This is a genomic window from Wolbachia endosymbiont of Rhagoletis cingulata, from assembly GCF_048537655.1.
In the GTDB taxonomy this organism is placed as follows: Bacteria; Pseudomonadota; Alphaproteobacteria; order Rickettsiales; family Anaplasmataceae; genus Wolbachia; species Wolbachia pipientis.
The window spans coordinates 1211767-1230672 of the sequence record NZ_CP175927.1 but is presented as its reverse complement, the minus strand read 5'-3'; the positions used below and the strand labels follow the sequence as shown (position 1 = coordinate 1230672).

Annotated in this window: 17 protein-coding genes; 6 read left to right on the top strand and 11 right to left on the bottom strand. The window is 37.9% G+C overall.

Annotated elements, in window-relative coordinates:
• Positions 1 to 558: 558 nt before the first annotated feature.
• Positions 559 to 1575, bottom strand: coding sequence for an NAD(P)/FAD-dependent oxidoreductase (locus tag ACJZL3_RS05560; RefSeq protein ID WP_038199260.1), 1017 nt, complete (start codon positions 1573 to 1575; stop codon positions 559 to 561).
• Positions 1576 to 2016: 441 nt separating this feature from the next.
• Here ACJZL3_RS05560 and ACJZL3_RS05555 point away from each other — a divergent pair, with 441 nt between their 5' ends.
• From ACJZL3_RS05555 to ACJZL3_RS05545, 3 genes are all read left to right on the top strand, one after another.
• Entirely contained in the window at positions 2017 to 2139 is a 123-nt protein-coding gene (locus ACJZL3_RS05555) for a hypothetical protein (protein WP_419198591.1), read from the top strand.
• A gap of 43 nt (positions 2140 to 2182) precedes the next feature.
• The gene (gene ltrA / locus ACJZL3_RS05550; RefSeq protein WP_419198617.1) at positions 2183 to 3433 is read left to right on the top strand and encodes a group II intron reverse transcriptase/maturase; all 1251 of its coding nucleotides are present in this window, start codon (positions 2183 to 2185) and stop codon (positions 3431 to 3433) included.
• Between the two features lie 553 nt (positions 3434 to 3986).
• Positions 3987 to 5780, top strand: coding sequence for a reverse transcriptase/maturase family protein (locus ACJZL3_RS05545; protein ID WP_253309139.1), 1794 nt, complete (start codon positions 3987 to 3989; stop codon positions 5778 to 5780).
• 31 nt (positions 5781 to 5811) lie between these two features.
• Here the strand turns inward: ACJZL3_RS05545 and ACJZL3_RS05540 are convergent, their stop codons facing one another.
• From ACJZL3_RS05540 to pgsA, 6 genes are all read right to left on the bottom strand, one after another.
• On the bottom strand, positions 5812 to 6531 hold the full coding sequence (locus ACJZL3_RS05540) for a TomO hydrophobic C-terminal domain-containing protein (RefSeq protein ID WP_419198717.1): 720 nt from the start codon (positions 6529 to 6531) through the stop codon (positions 5812 to 5814).
• A gap of 126 nt (positions 6532 to 6657) precedes the next feature.
• Positions 6658 to 8451, bottom strand: coding sequence for a reverse transcriptase/maturase family protein (locus ACJZL3_RS05535; protein WP_253309139.1), 1794 nt, complete (start codon positions 8449 to 8451; stop codon positions 6658 to 6660).
• Positions 8452 to 9004: 553 nt separating this feature from the next.
• Entirely contained in the window at positions 9005 to 10255 is a 1251-nt protein-coding gene (ltrA, locus tag ACJZL3_RS05530) for a group II intron reverse transcriptase/maturase (protein WP_419198617.1), read from the bottom strand.
• A 43-nt stretch (positions 10256 to 10298) separates the two neighbouring features.
• On the bottom strand, positions 10299 to 10421 hold the full coding sequence (locus ACJZL3_RS05525; protein ID WP_419198591.1) for a hypothetical protein: 123 nt from the start codon (positions 10419 to 10421) through the stop codon (positions 10299 to 10301).
• 341 nt (positions 10422 to 10762) lie between these two features.
• Positions 10763 to 10915 (bottom strand): hypothetical protein, encoded by a 153-nt coding sequence (locus tag ACJZL3_RS05520; RefSeq protein ID WP_419198716.1) that lies wholly within the window; start codon positions 10913 to 10915, stop codon positions 10763 to 10765.
• Positions 10916 to 11035: 120 nt separating this feature from the next.
• The gene (gene pgsA / locus ACJZL3_RS05515) at positions 11036 to 11569 is read right to left on the bottom strand and encodes a CDP-diacylglycerol--glycerol-3-phosphate 3-phosphatidyltransferase (RefSeq protein ID WP_010962629.1); all 534 of its coding nucleotides are present in this window, start codon (positions 11567 to 11569) and stop codon (positions 11036 to 11038) included.
• 134 nt (positions 11570 to 11703) lie between these two features.
• Between pgsA and ACJZL3_RS05510 the strand changes: the two genes are divergently transcribed.
• Positions 11704 to 13026: a malic enzyme-like NAD(P)-binding protein gene (locus ACJZL3_RS05510; protein ID WP_077188090.1), complete on the top strand. Its 1323-nt coding sequence runs from the start codon at positions 11704 to 11706 to the stop codon at positions 13024 to 13026.
• Between the two features lie 14 nt (positions 13027 to 13040).
• On the opposite strand, the gene ACJZL3_RS05505 is transcribed toward ACJZL3_RS05510, so the two are convergent.
• A complete protein-coding gene (locus ACJZL3_RS05505; protein ID WP_233417545.1) occupies positions 13041 to 13949 on the bottom strand; it encodes a P44/Msp2 family outer membrane protein in 909 nt (302 codons plus the stop codon).
• 129 nt (positions 13950 to 14078) lie between these two features.
• Between ACJZL3_RS05505 and ACJZL3_RS05500 the strand changes: the two genes are divergently transcribed.
• Positions 14079 to 14297: a BolA/IbaG family iron-sulfur metabolism protein gene (locus ACJZL3_RS05500; RefSeq protein WP_006280012.1), complete on the top strand. Its 219-nt coding sequence runs from the start codon at positions 14079 to 14081 to the stop codon at positions 14295 to 14297.
• Positions 14298 to 14312: 15 nt separating this feature from the next.
• Positions 14313 to 14636, top strand: coding sequence for a Grx4 family monothiol glutaredoxin (gene grxD / locus ACJZL3_RS05495; protein WP_006280013.1), 324 nt, complete (start codon positions 14313 to 14315; stop codon positions 14634 to 14636).
• A gap of 194 nt (positions 14637 to 14830) precedes the next feature.
• On the opposite strand, the gene fumC is transcribed toward grxD, so the two are convergent.
• The 3 genes from fumC to eno form a co-directional block, all read right to left on the bottom strand.
• Entirely contained in the window at positions 14831 to 16225 is a 1395-nt protein-coding gene (fumC, locus tag ACJZL3_RS05490; RefSeq protein ID WP_010962632.1) for a class II fumarate hydratase, read from the bottom strand.
• A 392-nt stretch (positions 16226 to 16617) separates the two neighbouring features.
• On the bottom strand, positions 16618 to 17640 hold the full coding sequence (gene cgtA, locus ACJZL3_RS05485) for an Obg family GTPase CgtA (protein ID WP_006280016.1): 1023 nt from the start codon (positions 17638 to 17640) through the stop codon (positions 16618 to 16620).
• Entirely contained in the window at positions 17628 to 18902 is a 1275-nt protein-coding gene (gene eno, locus ACJZL3_RS05480) for a phosphopyruvate hydratase (protein WP_010082238.1), read from the bottom strand. The genes cgtA and eno overlap by 13 nt, the downstream gene beginning before the upstream one ends.
• Between the last annotated feature and the right edge of the window lie 4 nt (positions 18903 to 18906).

Genomic DNA, 18906 nt, shown 5'->3' with positions numbered 1-18906 from the left:
AAAAAAGGAGCACTGGGATGACAGCAGTCCTACGTCATACCGCGATTCATTCGCGGTATCTCTAGATCCCGCTAACAAGCAGCGGGATGACGGTTGTCGTTTAGCCATAAATATTTAAGAAATTTACCAAATGAAAAAAAAGGCAAAAGAAGCCCTGGGGTTATTATCCGCTTTAAAATATTGGCGTTTTTTATGTTTTAAACGCTTGACAAGCGAGATTAAGCTGCTTTTAATTGCAACTAACTTACGCTGCAAACGTTTAAGAAATTTACTAAGCAGAAAAAAAGACAAAGAATCCCCGAGTTAGCTAGTCTTTTACTATCTCTGTCGAGTATTGGCATTTTTTGATGTCTTGTAACGCTTTGTAAGCGCGTTCAGCTTATTTAGATAAAAATCTAGATGTAGATGAAGTTTTGTAAAGACATACAGTATCTATATACTGCAAAAAATTGAACATAAGACGCCGATACATTAAGTAATCCTTACCTTTTAATCTGCAGATTGGCGAAAGCAAATACAATAGCTTCAGTTTCATGATAAGGGAGCTGGCGAGGTTTGTCAAGGAAGTTTTTCTTTTCCGTGAATTCCCTTTGAGGTTGAATATTGAAAATTAACCGGAGAGTTGTGGATTACTTTGTATATGTCATAACAAGCCATGGCGCTCTCAGCAAAACCATTTAGTATTAATTTTAGTTTGCCTGAATAAATAGCTATATCTCCGATTGCATATATCCTATCTCTACTGGTTTTAAGTGTAGCTGGGTCGACAACTATGCGGCTATGTTCTAACTGTATACCCCAATTGTTTATTGGACCAAGATTCATTGACAATCCAAAAAATGGCAGCAAAAAATCAGCGGATATTTCTTTTTCTTCCTTAGAGGCAATGTTTTTTACTATCACTGCGCTCAACTGCCCATTACCTCCTGCTAGTTCGTGTAATTGATATGGCACTACCAGTTCTATTTTTCCATCAATTTCAAGTGATTCTAATTTATTTCTAGTTTCAGGAGTGCAGCGAAATTCCTTTCTCCTATGTATCACATAAATTTTCTTCGCAACTTTAGAAAGTTCTACAGTCCAATCAGCCGCAGAATCACCCCCACCTGCAATGACTATAGTTTTGTCCTGAAAATCAGAAATTTTATTTACACTGTAAAATACAGATTTATTTTCATATTCTAATATACCACTTAAGGGTGGACGGTTAGGTTCAAACATTCCGTTACCTGCAGCAACAATAACGGCTTTGCATTTTACCTCTGTACCTATGTTCGTTATGACAGTAAAGCTTTCACCTTCGTTATTTGAAATCTTTTCCACTTTTTGACTTAAATGGTAAACAGGCTTAAATGGCGAAGATTGCTCCATTAGTTGCTCAATTAATTTTTGGGCAGTGATTACAGGATAACCAGGTATATCATATATTGGCTTTTCTGGGTAAAGAGCTGTGCATTGTCCTCCTGCTTGATCCAAAACATCTATTATATGACATCTCATATCAAGCATTCCCGCTTGAAAAGCAGTGAATATTCCAACAGGTCCTGCACCTATTATTACTATATCGGTTTTCATATTCAGATGGTGATCTATTTATAGATATTAGCTTTCTTTGCTAACAAGGTCAATTTACAAAGGGATGTATTTTTAAAAGATGTGGCTAGGTGTGCCGTAGAAGCGATCAGTTGAAGCTGCACAATAGATGAGGGTAGGTCCCTCGGAGCCGGTTTACAAGAGCAGGCTTCAAACAGCCATAAGCTGCTTTGGTAAAGAGCCATGGTAGTGAGCGTTATGGAAAAGGCGCAATTATGCGTCATGTGTAAAATGGAGAGGCGAATGCAAATGAACCACTGATGAAGTGTCGAAACTTCATAGAAGATGTCAAAACCAGGTGTTCTAGCCTAACCTGGGATAAATCTATCGGAAACTTGTTTACTGGATAGATGGCGTCCGGCATATAGGTGGCGCGGATCCATTTTGGGCTATTGTGTAGAACTGCGGGAACCTGTCATTTCGATGATAAGGGAGAAATCCAAGAAGCTAAACTTCAAGGATGAGAGTACCGATGCGAAGAACAGGGGCGGATCAGCTCGTAGTAGTGAAGAAATTTCTGTAATGGAAATGGAGCGAAGGGGCTGAGTTATTCAGTTTTAATTATTTATCAACCGAAAGGGAGGAGTTAATGAGTAAAACAAAGTCTTTTGATATACCGAAGCAAGTTATTTGGAGAGCTTATAAACAAGTATCGAAAAATAAGGGTGCTGCTGGTGTAGATGAGGTTACGATAACAAAGTTTGAAGAAAATCTAAAAGATAATCTGTACAAGCTATGGAATCGAATGTCATCTGGAAGTTATTTTCCAGAGCCTGTAAAAGCTGTAGCAATACCAAAAGGTACAGAAGGGGGACAAAGAATTTTATGTGTCCCTTCAGTATCGGACAGGATAGCGCAGACAGCAGCTACAATGTATCTAGAACCGTTAGTAGACCCGAAGTTTCATGAAGATTCATATGGTTATAGACCAAACAAATCTGCACTGGATGCGGTAGGAACTGCGAGGAAAAGATGCTGGTGGTACGATTGGACGATAGATCTTGATATAGCAGGATTTTTCGACAATTTGGACCACGAGTTGGCATTGCGAGCTATCAAAAGGCACACAGACTGCAAATGGGTCATACTGTATGTTGAAAGATGGATGAAAGCGCCAATTCAGCAAGCAGATGGAAGTAAGGTAGTTAGGGATAAAGGAGTTCCGCAAGGAGGTTCAATAAGCCCGCTGATCTCAAACATATTTATGCATCATGTATTTGATGAGTGGATGAGACGAAAGTGCCCAACAATACCATTTGAGAGGTATGTAGATGATGCGATAGTGCACTGCAAGAGTAGTAGACAGGCGGAATTTATGAGGGTAGCAATTGAAGAAAGACTGGCTGAGTATAAGCTAAAATTACATCCTGCAAAGACACAAATTGTGTACTGCAAGGATGACAATAGGAAAAATGAATTTCCTAAACAAAGTTTTGATTTTCTGGGTTACACATTTAGACCCAGGTTAGCAAGAAATAAAATAGGAAAGCATTTTGTTTCATTTCTTCCCGCAATTAGCAACAAGGCCAAGAAAAATATTACTACAACCATAAGGTCCTGGAAAATACTACGAAATACACACAAAACATTAGAGGAAATATCAAAGACAGTAAATCCAATAGTCAGAGGCTGGTATCAGTACTATGGCAGGTTTTACAGGAAAGAGATATATAAACCTCTGAGAAACATAGAGCAGCACCTAGAAAAGTGGGTCAGAAGAAAGTATAAGAAGCTTCGAAATCATGGAAGACTAGCGAGGCAACTTCTAGGAAAAATGAGGAAAGAAGGGACAAATACTTTTTACCACTGGACACTAGCTTTAGGTCAAAAGACTGAATAATGGGAGCTGTGTGAGTCGCGAGGGTGCGCCGTGGTACGCATTAAGAAATACTTAGCAGAGCTAAGCGGGGTTCAGAATAAATGGCCTCGAGGTGAACAACTAACTTTAACCCGAAAGGGAAGGAGGACAAGAGCATGTATGTAAAGCGAGAGTTATCTGAAGATGTGTAAGATAACGGCTTGCAACACCTGATCAATATGGTTAAAGCTAAACTGCTTGAATTCTAATCTTCAGGGGTGGGACTTCACATCCATGGGTATCGCATTTAAAACCCCATGTCTACGGTAAGCACAGATTAAACTTTCGTTTGTGTGACATTCTGGCTGTAGAACGATAAGTAGTGAACTTATTTAAGAGGATGAATGGAAAACCTAAGTTGATCTAGAACAGTTCTTAGTGACGGAACATGGGATGACCTAAGGAACGCGAGTTCTATGGTTACGGAGTCATCGTAGTAGTCGTGAAAGTAACGAATCACCGGGGAGCGTGGGAAAGCCACATACAGGGCAAAGGGTGACAGATAATTGAATGTTGAAATTGGGAGGTACGCAAGATGCGGAAAGCTGAAACAATACTTAACATTATACGTGAACGTGGACAAAGAAATTTGCCGGTTAAAAACGTATATCGCCTACTTTATCAGCGTGATCTTTACCTTCGAGCGTATGGCAAACTTTGTCGTAATAAAGGTGCTATGACAGAAGGTGTGACAACTGAAACAGTTGATGGTATGTCTTTGGAGAAAATCGATAAAATCATAGAGGATTTACGCTATGAGCGATATCGGTGGACACCAGTAAAACGTATCTATATTTTAAAGAAGAGTGGTAAACGCAGGCCGTTAGGATTGCCAACATGGTCAAATAAGTTACTTCAAGAAGTAATCCGATTAATATTGGAAGCCTACTATGAGCCTAAATTTAGTGAATGTTCACATGGATTTCGACCAAAGCGTGGATGCCACACTGCATTAAGAGCAGTAATGCAAAAAGGCAGAGGTACAAAATGGTTTATAGAGGGAGATCTCAGTGCATGTTATGACTCAATTGATCATACTATGTTGTTGAAAATACTGAGTGAAAGCTTCCAAGATAACCGTTTTATTCAGCTAATCAATCGACTGCTAAAAGCAGGATATATGGAAAATTGGAAGTACAATAAGAGTCATAGTGGGGTACCACAAGGTTCTATTATTGGTCCAATTTTGAGTAACATATTACTCGATCGGTTAGATAAACATGTGGAACATATACTAATACCAGCAAATAACCGAGGTAAGCGAAGAAAGACAAATCCAAAATATTTAAGGTTAACCATGCAAGTATCGATGATGAGAAAACAAGGGAACTGGGATCAAGCAAAACAACTGCGTCAATTAGTGCAGGGTATGCCATCTAAGGATTCTTGTGATCTAAATTATCGACGTCTTTGGTATGTTAGGTATGCTGATGATATTCTGGTAGGGTTTGCAGGACCAAAAAATGAAGCTGAACAAATTAAAAATGAGATTGCTAAATTCCTCAATGAGGAGCTCAAACTTATGCTTAATGAAGATAAAACGCTTATTACACACGCGTGTGATAGCAAAGCCAATTTTTTAGGTTATAAAATACACGTCTTGCATGCAGATGATAAACATGATCATCGGACACAACGATGTATTAACGGTAGTATTGGGTTACGTGTACCACATCATATAAAGCAGAAAAAGTGTTCTGAATATATGCGTTGTGGAAAGCCTATACATTTACCTCAACGTACACTTGATACAGCTTACAGTATTGTTGCTCAGTATCAAACTGAATATCGAGGAATTGTACAATATTACAAAATGGCCTACAACCTTCACACACTAAGTTATTTGAAGTATGTGATGGAAGTATCATTAGTAAAGACTTTAGCATCTAAATACAAAACAACTTGCAGGAAAATTTATAGAAAATTTGGTGCAATGATTGAAAACGACGAAGGTGAAAAACGAAAAGTCATCCAAGTCAGAGTAGATCGTTTACCATCAAAGATACCATTAATTACACACTTTGGTGCTGTGTCACTAAAATGGAATAAATGGGTAAGTATAAGTGATAACCTTATACCAATATGGAATAAGCGTAGTGAAATAGAGCAAAGACTATTGGCACAAACTTGTGAATTATGTAAATCACAAGAGCAGATTGAAGTACATCACGTACGTAAACTTGCTGATTTGCTAGGTAAACGTAATACTGAGCTACCGAAATGGAAAAAGAGAATGATTGAACGACAGAGGAAGACTCTTGTTGTTTGTCATGAATGCCATAAGAAAATCCAATATGGAAAATATGATGGTGACTCCTTAAAACGTTAGATTATTGGAGAGCCACGTGATACGGAAACGATCATGCGTGGTTCGGAGAGGGGTTGTTGGAAAAGTACTTAACAAGTAACTCGCTGGCTGCCCACTCTACTAATGCAGTCAAAGCAAGTGAAATAGATATTCCTAAATGAGACATTGTTAAACTTGTGCCAACAGCAAATACTCCAGATAATATAAGAGAAGCAGAGGCATAAATTATTTGCTTTCTACTCTGAGCTCTTGCTTCTGAGAATTGAGATTTTACTGCTGAACTTTGTTCAGAGACTCGAGATAGGTTGCTAGTCCTTTTACTATAACCTTGTTTTACATTAACACCCACAGACTCAGTGGCAACTTTTGAATCCATCTCATCCTGGATTGATATATCAATATTTTCCGGCTGTTCATTAGCTAGAATAAGCTCATCATGCAAATTTTTTACAGAGCAAAAATGTGAGGGATCGATACTAAAGCTTTCTTCAATGCCTTCTAATCGTTTATTCTCTTCCTTTAATCGTTCTATATTTCCTCGTAATATACTATTTTCTAATAGCAATTCCTCACATTGTTTCCCTTTTGCATCTATCTCTTGTTCCAGCTTTACTAGTTTAATTTCATAGTCTTTACATAACTCAGCTTTTCCTTCCGGTATATCTGCATCCTCCACTTGTATACACGAATCTTCGGTTTCTCTTTTTGTCTTTTCCGCTCTTAACAAATACTCATAATCATCTTGGAGAGTAGACCGGCGGAACTTCCCCACCAGTCTCTCGCAGAACTGTGCATGAAGTAGAGTGGGCAGCCAGCGAGTTACTTGTTAAGTACTTTTCCAACAACCCCTCTCCGAACCACGCATGATCGTTTCCGTATCACGTGGCTCTCCAATAATCTAACGTTTTAAGGAGTCACCATCATATTTTCCATATTGGATTTTCTTATGGCATTCATGACAAACAACAAGAGTCTTCCTCTGTCGTTCAATCATTCTCTTTTTCCATTTCGGTAGCTCAGTATTACGTTTACCTAGCAAATCAGCAAGTTTACGTACGTGATGTACTTCAATCTGCTCTTGTGATTTACATAATTCACAAGTTTGTGCCAATAGTCTTTGCTCTATTTCACTACGCTTATTCCATATTGGTATAAGGTTATCACTTATACTTACCCATTTATTCCATTTTAGTGACACAGCACCAAAGTGTGTAATTAATGGTATCTTTGATGGTAAACGATCTACTCTGACTTGGATGACTTTTCGTTTTTCACCTTCGTCGTTTTCAATCATTGCACCAAATTTTCTATAAATTTTCCTGCAAGTTGTTTTGTATTTAGATGCTAAAGTCTTTACTAATGATACTTCCATCACATACTTCAAATAACTTAGTGTGTGAAGGTTGTAGGCCATTTTGTAATATTGTACAATTCCTCGATATTCAGTTTGATACTGAGCAACAATACTGTAAGCTGTATCAAGTGTACGTTGAGGTAAATGTATAGGCTTTCCACAACGCATATATTCAGAACACTTTTTCTGCTTTATATGATGTGGTACACGTAACCCAATACTACCGTTAATACATCGTTGTGTCCGATGATCATGTTTATCATCTGCATGCAAGACGTGTATTTTATAACCTAAAAAATTGGCTTTGCTATCACACGCGTGTGTAATAAGCGTTTTATCTTCATTAAGCATAAGTTTGAGCTCCTCATTGAGGAATTTAGCAATCTCATTTTTAATTTGTTCAGCTTCATTTTTTGGTCCTGCAAACCCTACCAGAATATCATCAGCATACCTAACATACCAAAGACGTCGATAATTTAGATCACAAGAATCCTTAGATGGCATACCCTGCACTAATTGACGCAGTTGTTTTGCTTGATCCCAGTTCCCTTGTTTTCTCATCATCGATACTTGCATGGTTAACCTTAAATATTTTGGATTTGTCTTTCTTCGCTTACCTCGGTTATTTGCTGGTATTAGTATATGTTCCACATGTTTATCTAACCGATCGAGTAATATGTTACTCAAAATTGGACCAATAATAGAACCTTGTGGTACCCCACTATGACTCTTATTGTACTTCCAATTTTCCATATATCCTGCTTTTAGCAGTCGATTGATTAGCTGAATAAAACGGTTATCTTGGAAGCTTTCACTCAGTATTTTCAACAACATAGTATGATCAATTGAGTCATAACATGCACTGAGATCTCCCTCTATAAACCATTTTGTACCTCTGCCTTTTTGCATTACTGCTCTTAATGCAGTGTGGCATCCACGCTTTGGTCGAAATCCATGTGAACATTCACTAAATTTAGGCTCATAGTAGGCTTCCAATATTAATCGGATTACTTCTTGAAGTAACTTATTTGACCATGTTGGCAATCCTAACGGCCTGCGTTTACCACTCTTCTTTAAAATATAGATACGTTTTACTGGTGTCCACCGATATCGCTCATAGCGTAAATCCTCTATGATTTTATCGATTTTCTCCAAAGACATACCATCAACTGTTTCAGTTGTCACACCTTCTGTCATAGCACCTTTATTACGACAAAGTTTGCCATACGCTCGAAGGTAAAGATCACGCTGATAAAGTAGGCGATATACGTTTTTAACCGGCAAATTTCTTTGTCCACGTTCACGTATAATGTTAAGTATTGTTTCAGCTTTCCGCATCTTGCGTACCTCCCAATTTCAACATTCAATTATCTGTCACCCTTTGCCCTGTATGTGGCTTTCCCACGCTCCCCGGTGATTCGTTACTTTCACGACTACTACGATGACTCCGTAACCATAGAACTCGCGTTCCTTAGGTCATCCCATGTTCCGTCACTAAGAACTGTTCTAGATCAACTTAGGTTTTCCATTCATCCTCTTAAATAAGTTCACTACTTATCGTTCTACAGCCAGAATGTCACACAAACGAAAGTTTAATCTGTGCTTACCGTAGACATGGGGTTTTAAATGCGATACCCATGGATGTGAAGTCCCACCCCTGAAGATTAGAATTCAAGCAGTTTAGCTTTAACCATATTGATCAGGTGTTGCAAGCCGTTATCTTACACATCTTCAGATAACTCTCGCTTTACATACATGCTCTTGTCCTCCTTCCCTTTCGGGTTAAAGTTAGTTGTTCACCTCGAGGCCATTTATTCTGAACCCCGCTTAGCTCTGCTAAGTATTTCTTAATGCGTACCACGGCGCACCCTCGCGACTCACACAGCTCCCATTATTCAGTCTTTTGACCTAAAGCTAGTGTCCAGTGGTAAAAAGTATTTGTCCCTTCTTTCCTCATTTTTCCTAGAAGTTGCCTCGCTAGTCTTCCATGATTTCGAAGCTTCTTATACTTTCTTCTGACCCACTTTTCTAGGTGCTGCTCTATGTTTCTCAGAGGTTTATATATCTCTTTCCTGTAAAACCTGCCATAGTACTGATACCAGCCTCTGACTATTGGATTTACTGTCTTTGATATTTCCTCTAATGTTTTGTGTGTATTTCGTAGTATTTTCCAGGACCTTATGGTTGTAGTAATATTTTTCTTGGCCTTGTTGCTAATTGCGGGAAGAAATGAAACAAAATGCTTTCCTATTTTATTTCTTGCTAACCTGGGTCTAAATGTGTAACCCAGAAAATCAAAACTTTGTTTAGGAAATTCATTTTTCCTATTGTCATCCTTGCAGTACACAATTTGTGTCTTTGCAGGATGTAATTTTAGCTTATACTCAGCCAGTCTTTCTTCAATTGCTACCCTCATAAATTCCGCCTGTCTACTACTCTTGCAGTGCACTATCGCATCATCTACATACCTCTCAAATGGTATTGTTGGGCACTTTCGTCTCATCCACTCATCAAATACATGATGCATAAATATGTTTGAGATCAGCGGGCTTATTGAACCTCCTTGCGGAACTCCTTTATCCCTAACTACCTTACTTCCATCTGCTTGCTGAATTGGCGCTTTCATCCATCTTTCAACATACAGTATGACCCATTTGCAGTCTGTGTGCCTTTTGATAGCTCGCAATGCCAACTCGTGGTCCAAATTGTCGAAAAATCCTGCTATATCAAGATCTATCGTCCAATCGTACCACCAGCATCTTTTCCTCGCAGTTCCTACCGCATCCAGTGCAGATTTGTTTGGTCTATAACCATATGAATCTTCATGAAACTTCGGGTCTACTAACGGTTCTAGATACATTGTAGCTGCTGTCTGCGCTATCCTGTCCGATACTGAAGGGACACATAAAATTCTTTGTCCCCCTTCTGTACCTTTTGGTATTGCTACAGCTTTTACAGGCTCTGGAAAATAACTTCCAGATGACATTCGATTCCATAGCTTGTACAGATTATCTTTTAGATTTTCTTCAAACTTTGTTATCGTAACCTCATCTACACCAGCAGCACCCTTATTTTTCGATACTTGTTTATAAGCTCTCCAAATAACTTGCTTCGGTATATCAAAAGACTTTGTTTTACTCATTAACTCCTCCCTTTCGGTTGATAAATAATTAAAACTGAATAACTCAGCCCCTTCGCTCCATTTCCATTACAGAAATTTCTTCACTACTACGAGCTGATCCGCCCCTGTTCTTCGCATCGGTACTCTCATCCTTGAAGTTTAGCTTCTTGGATTTCTCCCTTATCATCGAAATGACAGGTTCCCGCAGTTCTACACAATAGCCCAAAATGGATCCGCGCCACCTATATGCCGGACGCCATCTATCCAGTAAACAAGTTTCCGATAGATTTATCCCAGGTTAGGCTAGAACACCTGGTTTTGACATCTTCTATGAAGTTTCGACACTTCATCAGTGGTTCATTTGCATTCGCCTCTCCATTTTACACATGACGCATAATTGCGCCTTTTCCATAACGCTCACTACCATGGCTCTTTACCAAAGCAGCTTATGGCTGTTTGAAGCCTGCTCTTGTAAACCGGCTCCGAGGGACCTACCCTCATCTATTGTGCAGCTTCAACTGATCGCTTCTACGGCACACCTAGCCTTTCTCTTTTGACTTCTTTATCAACTGTTGGCCAAAAATCCCAAAAAAACTCTTCTAATGGTTCAAAATCTCTTTTTTTCTTATTCTTTCCTGGAACCTTTTTAGTAGAAGAAAATTTGCCACTAGGTATTTTCATAATATTAACCTAATTAGTAGTAAGTTAATACAATTATACACCTTTTTGCTTTCTGAGTCAATATCACTAAGATATTAACTACTCTTGTCTATTAACTATTTCCTAGGAGATTTAATCAATCTATTTGATGCCGGCTAGGATATAATTATAGCCTGACCACATAGTTATAATAGCTGCAACCCATAAACAAATCGCACCTGTATATTGAATCATATAATAATCGTTCATTATTAGCGCTACTACAGCAACCATCTGCAAAAATGTTTTAATTTTTCCAGCTTTGCTTACAGGTAGACTAACATTTGTAGCTATCAGAAACTCCCGTAAACCCGAGACTAATATCTCCCGACAGATGATGATAATCGATGGTACTATTGTAAAATCATTTATCTTATGCTTATAAACTAGCATAATTATCGTTGAAACCACTATTAATTTGTCAGCAATTGGATCAAATAGCTTGCCAAACTTTGATTGGACTTTCCACGCACGCGCCAGGTAACCATCAAAAAAATCCGTAATGCACGCAAACACAAAGATTGATATTGTTATCAGGCCTGCATATTTATTTTCTATATAAAAACTTAATATTATTGCTGGTATTGCAAGTGCACGAGAAATTGTAAGCAAATTAGGCACGTTTTTTTTAAGCATGTAATATCATCTTACGTAATAGGTAAACTTATACAGAAGTACAACAGAGTTCACAAGTTAATAGTTTACAATTGAACATTTATAAAAACTCCATATACTTAAAAAATACAAGCTTAAAATATAAGGATGTAATGATGAACGATGATTTAGATAGTACCACAAAACAAGAAGCGCTTAAGTATCACAGCAGAGGTGGTAACCCTGGTAAAATTTCAATCATGCCAACAAAACCTTTATCTACCCAGTATGATTTGTCACTTGCTTATTCCCCTGGTGTTGCAGCTCCGTGCCTTGAAATAGCTAAAAATCCTGAGGTTGTTTATGATTATACAGCAAAAAGCAACTGTGTTGCTGTCATTTCAAATGGCACTGCAGTGCTTGGACTTGGTAATATCGGTCCTCTTGCTGCAAAACCTGTCATGGAAGGCAAAGCTGTTTTATTTAAGCGTTTTGCTGATATTGATGCAGTTGATATAGAAGTTGGTACAGAAAATATAGAAGATTTCATCAATGCAGTAAGGTATCTTGGGCCAAGTTGGGGGGGGATAAATTTAGAAGATATAAGATCTCCCGATTGTTTTATAATAGAGAAACGCCTGAATGAACTGATGGATATTCCAGTGTTCCATGATGACCAGCATGGAACTGCGGTGGTTGTTGCAGCTGGCATAGAAAATGCTCTTGATATTGTTGAAAAGAAATTAGAGGACGTTAAGATCATTATGAATGGTGCTGGAGCAGCCGGTATTGCATGTTTAGAAATACTAAAGTCCATGGGCGCTAAAAATATAGTGCTGTGTGATAAGCAAGGAGTAATATACAAAGGTAGAAACGAGGATATGAATGAGTGGAAGGAAAAGTATGCAATTGATACTTCCGAACGTTCTCTACTTGATACAATAAAAGGCGCTGATGTATTCATCGGACTATCTGCAAAAGATGTGTTAAATGAAGAGATGTTAAAGAGTATGGGCAAAGACCCGATTATTTTTGCTCTTGCCAATCCCGATCCAGAAGTAAGGCCTGAGTTTGCAAAATCTGTGAGGCCAGATGCAATAATTGCAACTGGTAGGTCAGATTACAACAACCAAGTCAACAACGTAATGGGTTTTCCTTATATATTTAGAGGGGCACTTGATGTACATGCAACAACAATAAATGATGAAATGAAAATTGCAGCTGCAGATGCAATAGCAAAGCTTGCCCGTGAGCCAGTACCAGGTGAGATATCTGCAGTCTATGGCGGTCGTAAAATGGGCTATGGACGTGAATATATAATACCTACTCCATTTGACCCAAGATTAATTTCTATAGTAGCTCCTGCTGTTGCAAAAGCCGCAGTTGATTCAGGTGTTGCAAGAAAGGCAATACAAGATTGGAGTAAATATGAAAATCAATTAAAATCTCGTCTTTCTAATGTTCTCAGCACGCTGAATTTACTATCTTCACATATGTAATTTATTGGATAAAGTTAAAAGTGATAAACCAACCCAAACTCTAAGCCATATATGCCAAACCTATTGGTAATGGTTGCAGTTGTTGATTCAACACGTGCAGTTTCATCAACTTTACTTCCTCCACCGGCAGGAATATATCCTTCACCAGCTAGTATCTTTATTCCTGGTACAATATCTTTAAATTGGTTATCAAGGATACCAAAATAGCGTAAACCAGCAAATGCTTGAGTTTGTGCTGTAAGTTGGTGATTGATACCAAGTTTTGCTTGGTAAGCCAAGGCATATCTGGTTTTTCCTAGAAATTTAACCCTAGTTACACCTGCACCAATACCAACATATGGGGTGAATGGCATTTTTGCTATATTAAAATCACGATATACATTGACCATTCCAGCTAAGTTATTAAAACCTTCATTTTTCATCTTAAATGCAGCTCTGAACTCTGCTTCAACACTACAATTTTCTTGAATGTGAATATCAACCTTTCCACTTCTCCAAGGTGAATTGCATTCCGCTCCAGTAGACGCATCATTGTGACGACGAAGTTCAATATATCTTGCTTTTTTCTTATCTGAATAATCTTCATCATATAAGTTAGTCTGAGAATATAAGCCTTCAAACTCAACTCTCATATTTTTGAATAAATACCCTATTGCAGCACTACCGGCAAACCCTGGAACATATTTAGGACTGTATCCAGCTTCAATTCGCTCCTTCTTATTAAAACTAAAAACCCCCTCTGTTATATTGTCACCTGCATCTTCTTTTCCTTCTAGAGAACCTATTGCATTGAAGAATGCTCCAAAATAGTTAGCTTTGATGTAAACATTCTCTAAGTTATTTATTTTATCATCGTAAGATAAGCACCTAAATGAAAAAGTTAGCAAAACCAATAGATATGTGAATTTAAATCTTTCGCCCACCACAAAGCCTCCCTGCATAATTTGTCATTCCATTATTATAGTATGCTTCTATTTTTTATGATAGCAACTTTTTATTGCGCTCAATCGTTTTAGATTTATAATGAAAGTATTGTAATTTAAAGCAAATCAATGACTATTGCAATTCACGAATTAGAGAGGATCATCAAACAATCGTTCCCCGACGCTGATATAAAGATTCATGATCTTGCTGGAGATGATGACCATTATCATTTAAAAATAAACTCCAAGTGTTTTCTTGGAAAGACAAAAATAGAACAGCATAAAATGGTATATAAAGCTCTGGAAGGTCAGTCTATACACGCCTTGCAACTGGAAACTAATACTTAAAAATAAGGTGAATTTATGAGCAATTTTGAACAAATAAAAAAAGATATAACAGAAAATGATGTGGTATTGTATATGAAAGGCACTTCTGATTTTCCTCAATGCGGATTCTCTGGACTCGTCGTGTCAATCCTAAAAAAATTGAACGTGAAGTTTAAGTATATTAACGTGTTGGAGAATGATGAAATACGTGAATCTATAAAAAAGTTTTCTGATTGGCCAACAATTCCACAATTATATATAAAGGAAGAGTTTATTGGTGGTTGCGACATCACTCGCGAGATGTACGAAAAAGGCGAACTGCAAAGTTTATTGAAGGAAAAAAAAATTATTGCGGAATAAGTACCAAGAAACCAGTGCCCAGACGCTGGATAACGTAGTATAGCTATGAAAAAGGATCTTATGTCTTAAACCGTATCCGTTCAGGTGAGCGGCAAAATAAGGTAGACAAAGCAAGATAATAATGTTGATGTTAACACTATTGTCAAGTTTACTGGCCTTTCTATTAGTGAGATTGAAGAATTAAGTGTGAGCGGTTACAAATAATTTACCATTTCTTCTGGTTTCACTATCCTTTCAAACTCTTCCTCAGTGAGCAGTTGAAGTTTTGCTGCTGCTTCTTTTAGAGTGATATTTTCTTTATAAGCAAGCTTCGCTATTTTTGCTGCATTGTCGTACCCTATATGCGTATTTAATATAGTGACCAACATCAACGACTGATTCAGTAAATCTTTTATCCTCTCTTCATTTGCTTTAATACCAACTACACATTTTTCTGTAAAATTTAAACTTGCGTCAGCTAAAAGTCTTATAGACTGCAAAACATTGTAAATTATCACTGGCTTAAACACATTCAATTCAAAATGACCGTTTGAACCACTAATGGTTACAGCAACATGATTTCCCATAACTTGAGTGCATACCATAGTCACCGCTTCACACTGAGTTGGATTCACTTTACCTGGCATAATTGAAGAACCAGGCTCATTTTCCGGTAACATTATTTCCCCAATTCCGCATCTTGGACCAGAACCAAGCAACCTTATATCATTTGCAATTTTCATTAAACTGACTGCTACTGTATTGAGTGTTCCACTGAGCTCAACTAAAGCATCATTTGCTGCTAGCGCTTCAAATTTATTGCCTGCTGAAGTAAATGGAAGGTTAGTAATTCCTGCAACTTGCTTTGCAAAATCTTCAGCAAAACCCTTTTTAGTATTGAGTCCCGTGCCAACCGCAGTGCCACCTTGTGCAAGCTCGTATATACCACTTAAAGTTGATTTTACTCTCTCTATCCCCTTTTTAATCTGGGCTGCATAGCCAGAAAACTCCTGTCCTAGTGTTAGGGGCGTTGCATCTTGCAGATGAGTACGTCCTACTTTTATTATATCTTTAAATTCCTGAACCTTATTATCCAGCACCTTATGCAATTTTTCAAGATTTGGAATAAGCAAGCAGTTTATTTGCTCTGCTGCTGCTATATGCATTGCTGTTGGAAAGGTGTCATTTGACGACTGACCATAATTCACATGATCATTTGGATGTATTGGAGATTTACTACCCAAATTACCACCTAAAATCTCTATTGCACGATTGCTGATCACTTCATTCATATTCATATTAGTCTGCGTTCCGGATCCGGTTTGCCAAACAACAAGCGGAAATTCATTATTAAATTTGCCATCTATTACTTCCCTCGCGGCTGTGCAAATTGCGTCCCCTACCCTATCATCTATAACACCATGTTTCATATTAACACGCGCTGCTGCAAGTTTTACTATTGCTAATGCTTTAATCAGAGGCTCTGGCATTTTTTCTGTGCCAATCTTAAAATTTTCTAAAGAACGCTGAGTCTGTGCTCCCCAGTAATGTTCACTTGGTACTTTTACTTCCCCTAAGCTGTCTGATTCTATTCTCGTCTTTCTATCCATATTTTCCTCCTGGTGTTATGCAAACTGGTTCACTACATAATTTTTTCATGCCTACTTCTTTGTTAATTAAATCATACTAGATCCAAGTAGTCAAGTGTACGAACATTGCAATTTTCAGTTAACTTGCATGGTAGATGCAAGTAGCTGACACTGATTCACTTTATGATGGTGTCATTCCAGTCTGGAATCCAGCCTTTTCATAATCATCAAAACGTTGTATTTTAACATAAAACGGCTACTTTTATGCTTACCAACTTAATAAAATTCCTGGATCCCAGTGTCTGGGCACTGGGATGACACCCTTCTGGTGGACTCAAATCACGATGTTTGCACAGCTGTACGCTTAGTTCTGGTTGCACGCTACCATTCTTGTACATCCATAAATAGAAAATTTACGCTTTAAAAGGATCATATACATCGATTTCCTTAGAATTACTCTTTTTCAATTTTTCACTTAATAATCTTAAAATAGGCTGTAAATCACCATTAATTGATAAGCACAGCACTTCTTTATTGAGATAATTAGCTAGGTGATTCTTCTTTTCCAGAATTTCTGCTTCCCTCAATAAGTCGCATTTGTTTAATACTACAATCTCTTCTTTTTCAACAAGATCACTATTGTAAAGTTCCAATTCATTATGGATACAACTATAAGCCGAAACAACGTCATCGTGAGTTACATCGATTAAATGAAGTAAAATTTGACACCTTTCTATGTGCTTTAAAAATTTATGCCCGAGCCCAACTCCAAGGTGAGCATCAGTAATTATTCCAGGAATATCTGCTATTACAACTTCGCTATCATCCACTTTTACCATGCCTAAATGAGGTCTTACGGTGGTAAATGGATAATCGCCTACTTTTGTATCGGAATTTGAGCAGCGAGTCAAAAATTTTGATTTACCTGCGTTTGGCATGCCAATAATTCCAACATCTGATAAAACTTTTAGTTTTAATAATACATGTTTTTCTTCGCCAGGCTGACCGTAAGTAAAATGTCTTGGTGCCTTATTAGTAGAAGATTTAAAATTAGTATTTCCAAGTCCACCTTTTCCACCCTGTGCTACTTGAAATTCCATACCAGGCTTGTCAAGGTCTACTATTATCTCTTCACTTTCTTCATCAATTATTTGTGCACCGACTGGAACTTTAAGTATAACGTCTTTCCCTGCTGTGCCAGATCTATCCCTGCCTGCACCATTTTTTCCACTATCTGCTTTAATGTGTCTTCTATAACGAAAATGAAGCAAAGTGTTGAGATTAGCGTCGCTGATGAAAACTATGTTTCCACCCTTTCCTCCATTACCACCATTTGGACCACCAAATTCAACGAACTTTTCTCGACGAAAACTTGCACAGCCATCACCACCGTCACCAGCTTTTAAACACAATTTTACTTCGTCTATAAAACCCATGCTAACCCACGATAATATTTAGCATCCTTTCCTAATGCGCTTTCTATTCTGATTAGCTCGTTATACTTCGCGAGTCTATCAGAACGCGATAGCGACCCGGTTTTTATTTGCCCGCAATTTGACGCAACTGCTATATGAGATATTGTTGTGTCTTCTGTTTCACCTGAGCGATGAGAAACAACAGCTTTATAGCCATTTGATTTTGCCATTTCAATAGCAGCAAAAGTTTCTGTTAACGTCCCTATTTGATTTGGCTTGATCAGTACAGCATTTGCCATTTTTTCCTCTATTCCTTTGCATATCAGTTCACAATTTGTAACAAACAAATCATCCCCAACCAATTGAATTTTACTCCCCAATTTTGCAGTAAGTAATTTCCAACCTTCATAGTCGTCTTCACTCATTGCATCTTCTATAGAAATTATTGGATATCTTTCCACAAGATTACAATAATATTCAGTCAACTCTTCTGAAGTAAGATCTCTGTGTTCAAATTTGTAAATTCCATCTTCATAAAAAGTAGATGAAGCAACATCAAGGCCTAGTGCAAAATCACTTTGCGCTGAATAACCTGCTGATTCTATAGCGTATATGATCAAATCAAGTGCTTCTTCAGTACTTTCAATATTTGGTGCAAAACCACCTTCATCCCCTACATTTGTGCTATAACCTTTTTTCTTAAGAATGCTACGTAAGTTGTGGAATACCTCCGCAGATATTCTAATCGCTTCGCTGAAAGTCTCAGCACCGACCGGAAGAATCATGAATTCTTGGAAATCGAGCTTATTGTCTGCATGTACTCCACCATTAATTATGTTAATGAGTGGAACCGGCATAACACTCGTCTGCTTTCCTCCCAAATATCTATATAGCGGCATTTTGAAACTGTTTGCTGCTGCTTTTGCAACTGCAAGAGACACACCCAAAGTTGCATTTGCTCCAAGTTTTGATTTGTTTTTTGTTCCATCCAGTTCAATTAATGCTTTATCAATTGCATTTTGGTCCGCTGCATTCATTCCAATGATTTCATCTGCTATTATCCCATTTACAGCTTGAACAGCTTTCAGCACTCCCTTACCACAATACCTTTTCTCATCTTGGTCCCTGAGTTCCAAGGCTTCTAATTTACCGGTTGAAGCTCCAGAAGGTACAGATGCCCTGCCTATTGCACCATCACAGAGCTCAATTTCTACCTCAATAGTGGGGTAACCCCTGCTATCTAAAATTTCTCTTGCAAATACGTTATTGATTATCTTATTCATTACA

Excerpts from the sequence above, each read along its gene's own strand:
- ACJZL3_RS05560 (WP_038199260.1), bottom strand. The coding sequence starts at position 1,575 with ATGAAAACCGATATAGTAATAATAGGTGCAGGACCTGTTGGAATATTC.
- ACJZL3_RS05555 (WP_419198591.1), top strand. The coding sequence starts at position 2,017 with ATGATAAGGGAGAAATCCAAGAAGCTAAACTTCAAGGATGAGAGTACC.
- ltrA (WP_419198617.1), top strand. The coding sequence starts at position 2,183 with ATGAGTAAAACAAAGTCTTTTGATATACCGAAGCAAGTTATTTGGAGA.
- ACJZL3_RS05545 (WP_253309139.1), top strand. The coding sequence starts at position 3,987 with ATGCGGAAAGCTGAAACAATACTTAACATTATACGTGAACGTGGACAA.
- ACJZL3_RS05535 (WP_253309139.1), bottom strand. The coding sequence starts at position 8,451 with ATGCGGAAAGCTGAAACAATACTTAACATTATACGTGAACGTGGACAA.
- ltrA (WP_419198617.1), bottom strand. The coding sequence starts at position 10,255 with ATGAGTAAAACAAAGTCTTTTGATATACCGAAGCAAGTTATTTGGAGA.
- ACJZL3_RS05525 (WP_419198591.1), bottom strand. The coding sequence starts at position 10,421 with ATGATAAGGGAGAAATCCAAGAAGCTAAACTTCAAGGATGAGAGTACC.
- ACJZL3_RS05520 (WP_419198716.1), bottom strand. The coding sequence starts at position 10,915 with ATGAAAATACCTAGTGGCAAATTTTCTTCTACTAAAAAGGTTCCAGGA.
- pgsA (WP_010962629.1), bottom strand. The coding sequence starts at position 11,569 with ATGCTTAAAAAAAACGTGCCTAATTTGCTTACAATTTCTCGTGCACTT.
- ACJZL3_RS05510 (WP_077188090.1), top strand. The coding sequence starts at position 11,704 with ATGAACGATGATTTAGATAGTACCACAAAACAAGAAGCGCTTAAGTAT.
- ACJZL3_RS05500 (WP_006280012.1), top strand. The coding sequence starts at position 14,079 with ATGACTATTGCAATTCACGAATTAGAGAGGATCATCAAACAATCGTTC.
- grxD (WP_006280013.1), top strand. The coding sequence starts at position 14,313 with ATGAGCAATTTTGAACAAATAAAAAAAGATATAACAGAAAATGATGTG.
- fumC (WP_010962632.1), bottom strand. The coding sequence starts at position 16,225 with ATGGATAGAAAGACGAGAATAGAATCAGACAGCTTAGGGGAAGTAAAA.
- cgtA (WP_006280016.1), bottom strand. The coding sequence starts at position 17,640 with ATGGGTTTTATAGACGAAGTAAAATTGTGTTTAAAAGCTGGTGACGGT.
- eno (WP_010082238.1), bottom strand. The coding sequence starts at position 18,902 with ATGAATAAGATAATCAATAACGTATTTGCAAGAGAAATTTTAGATAGC.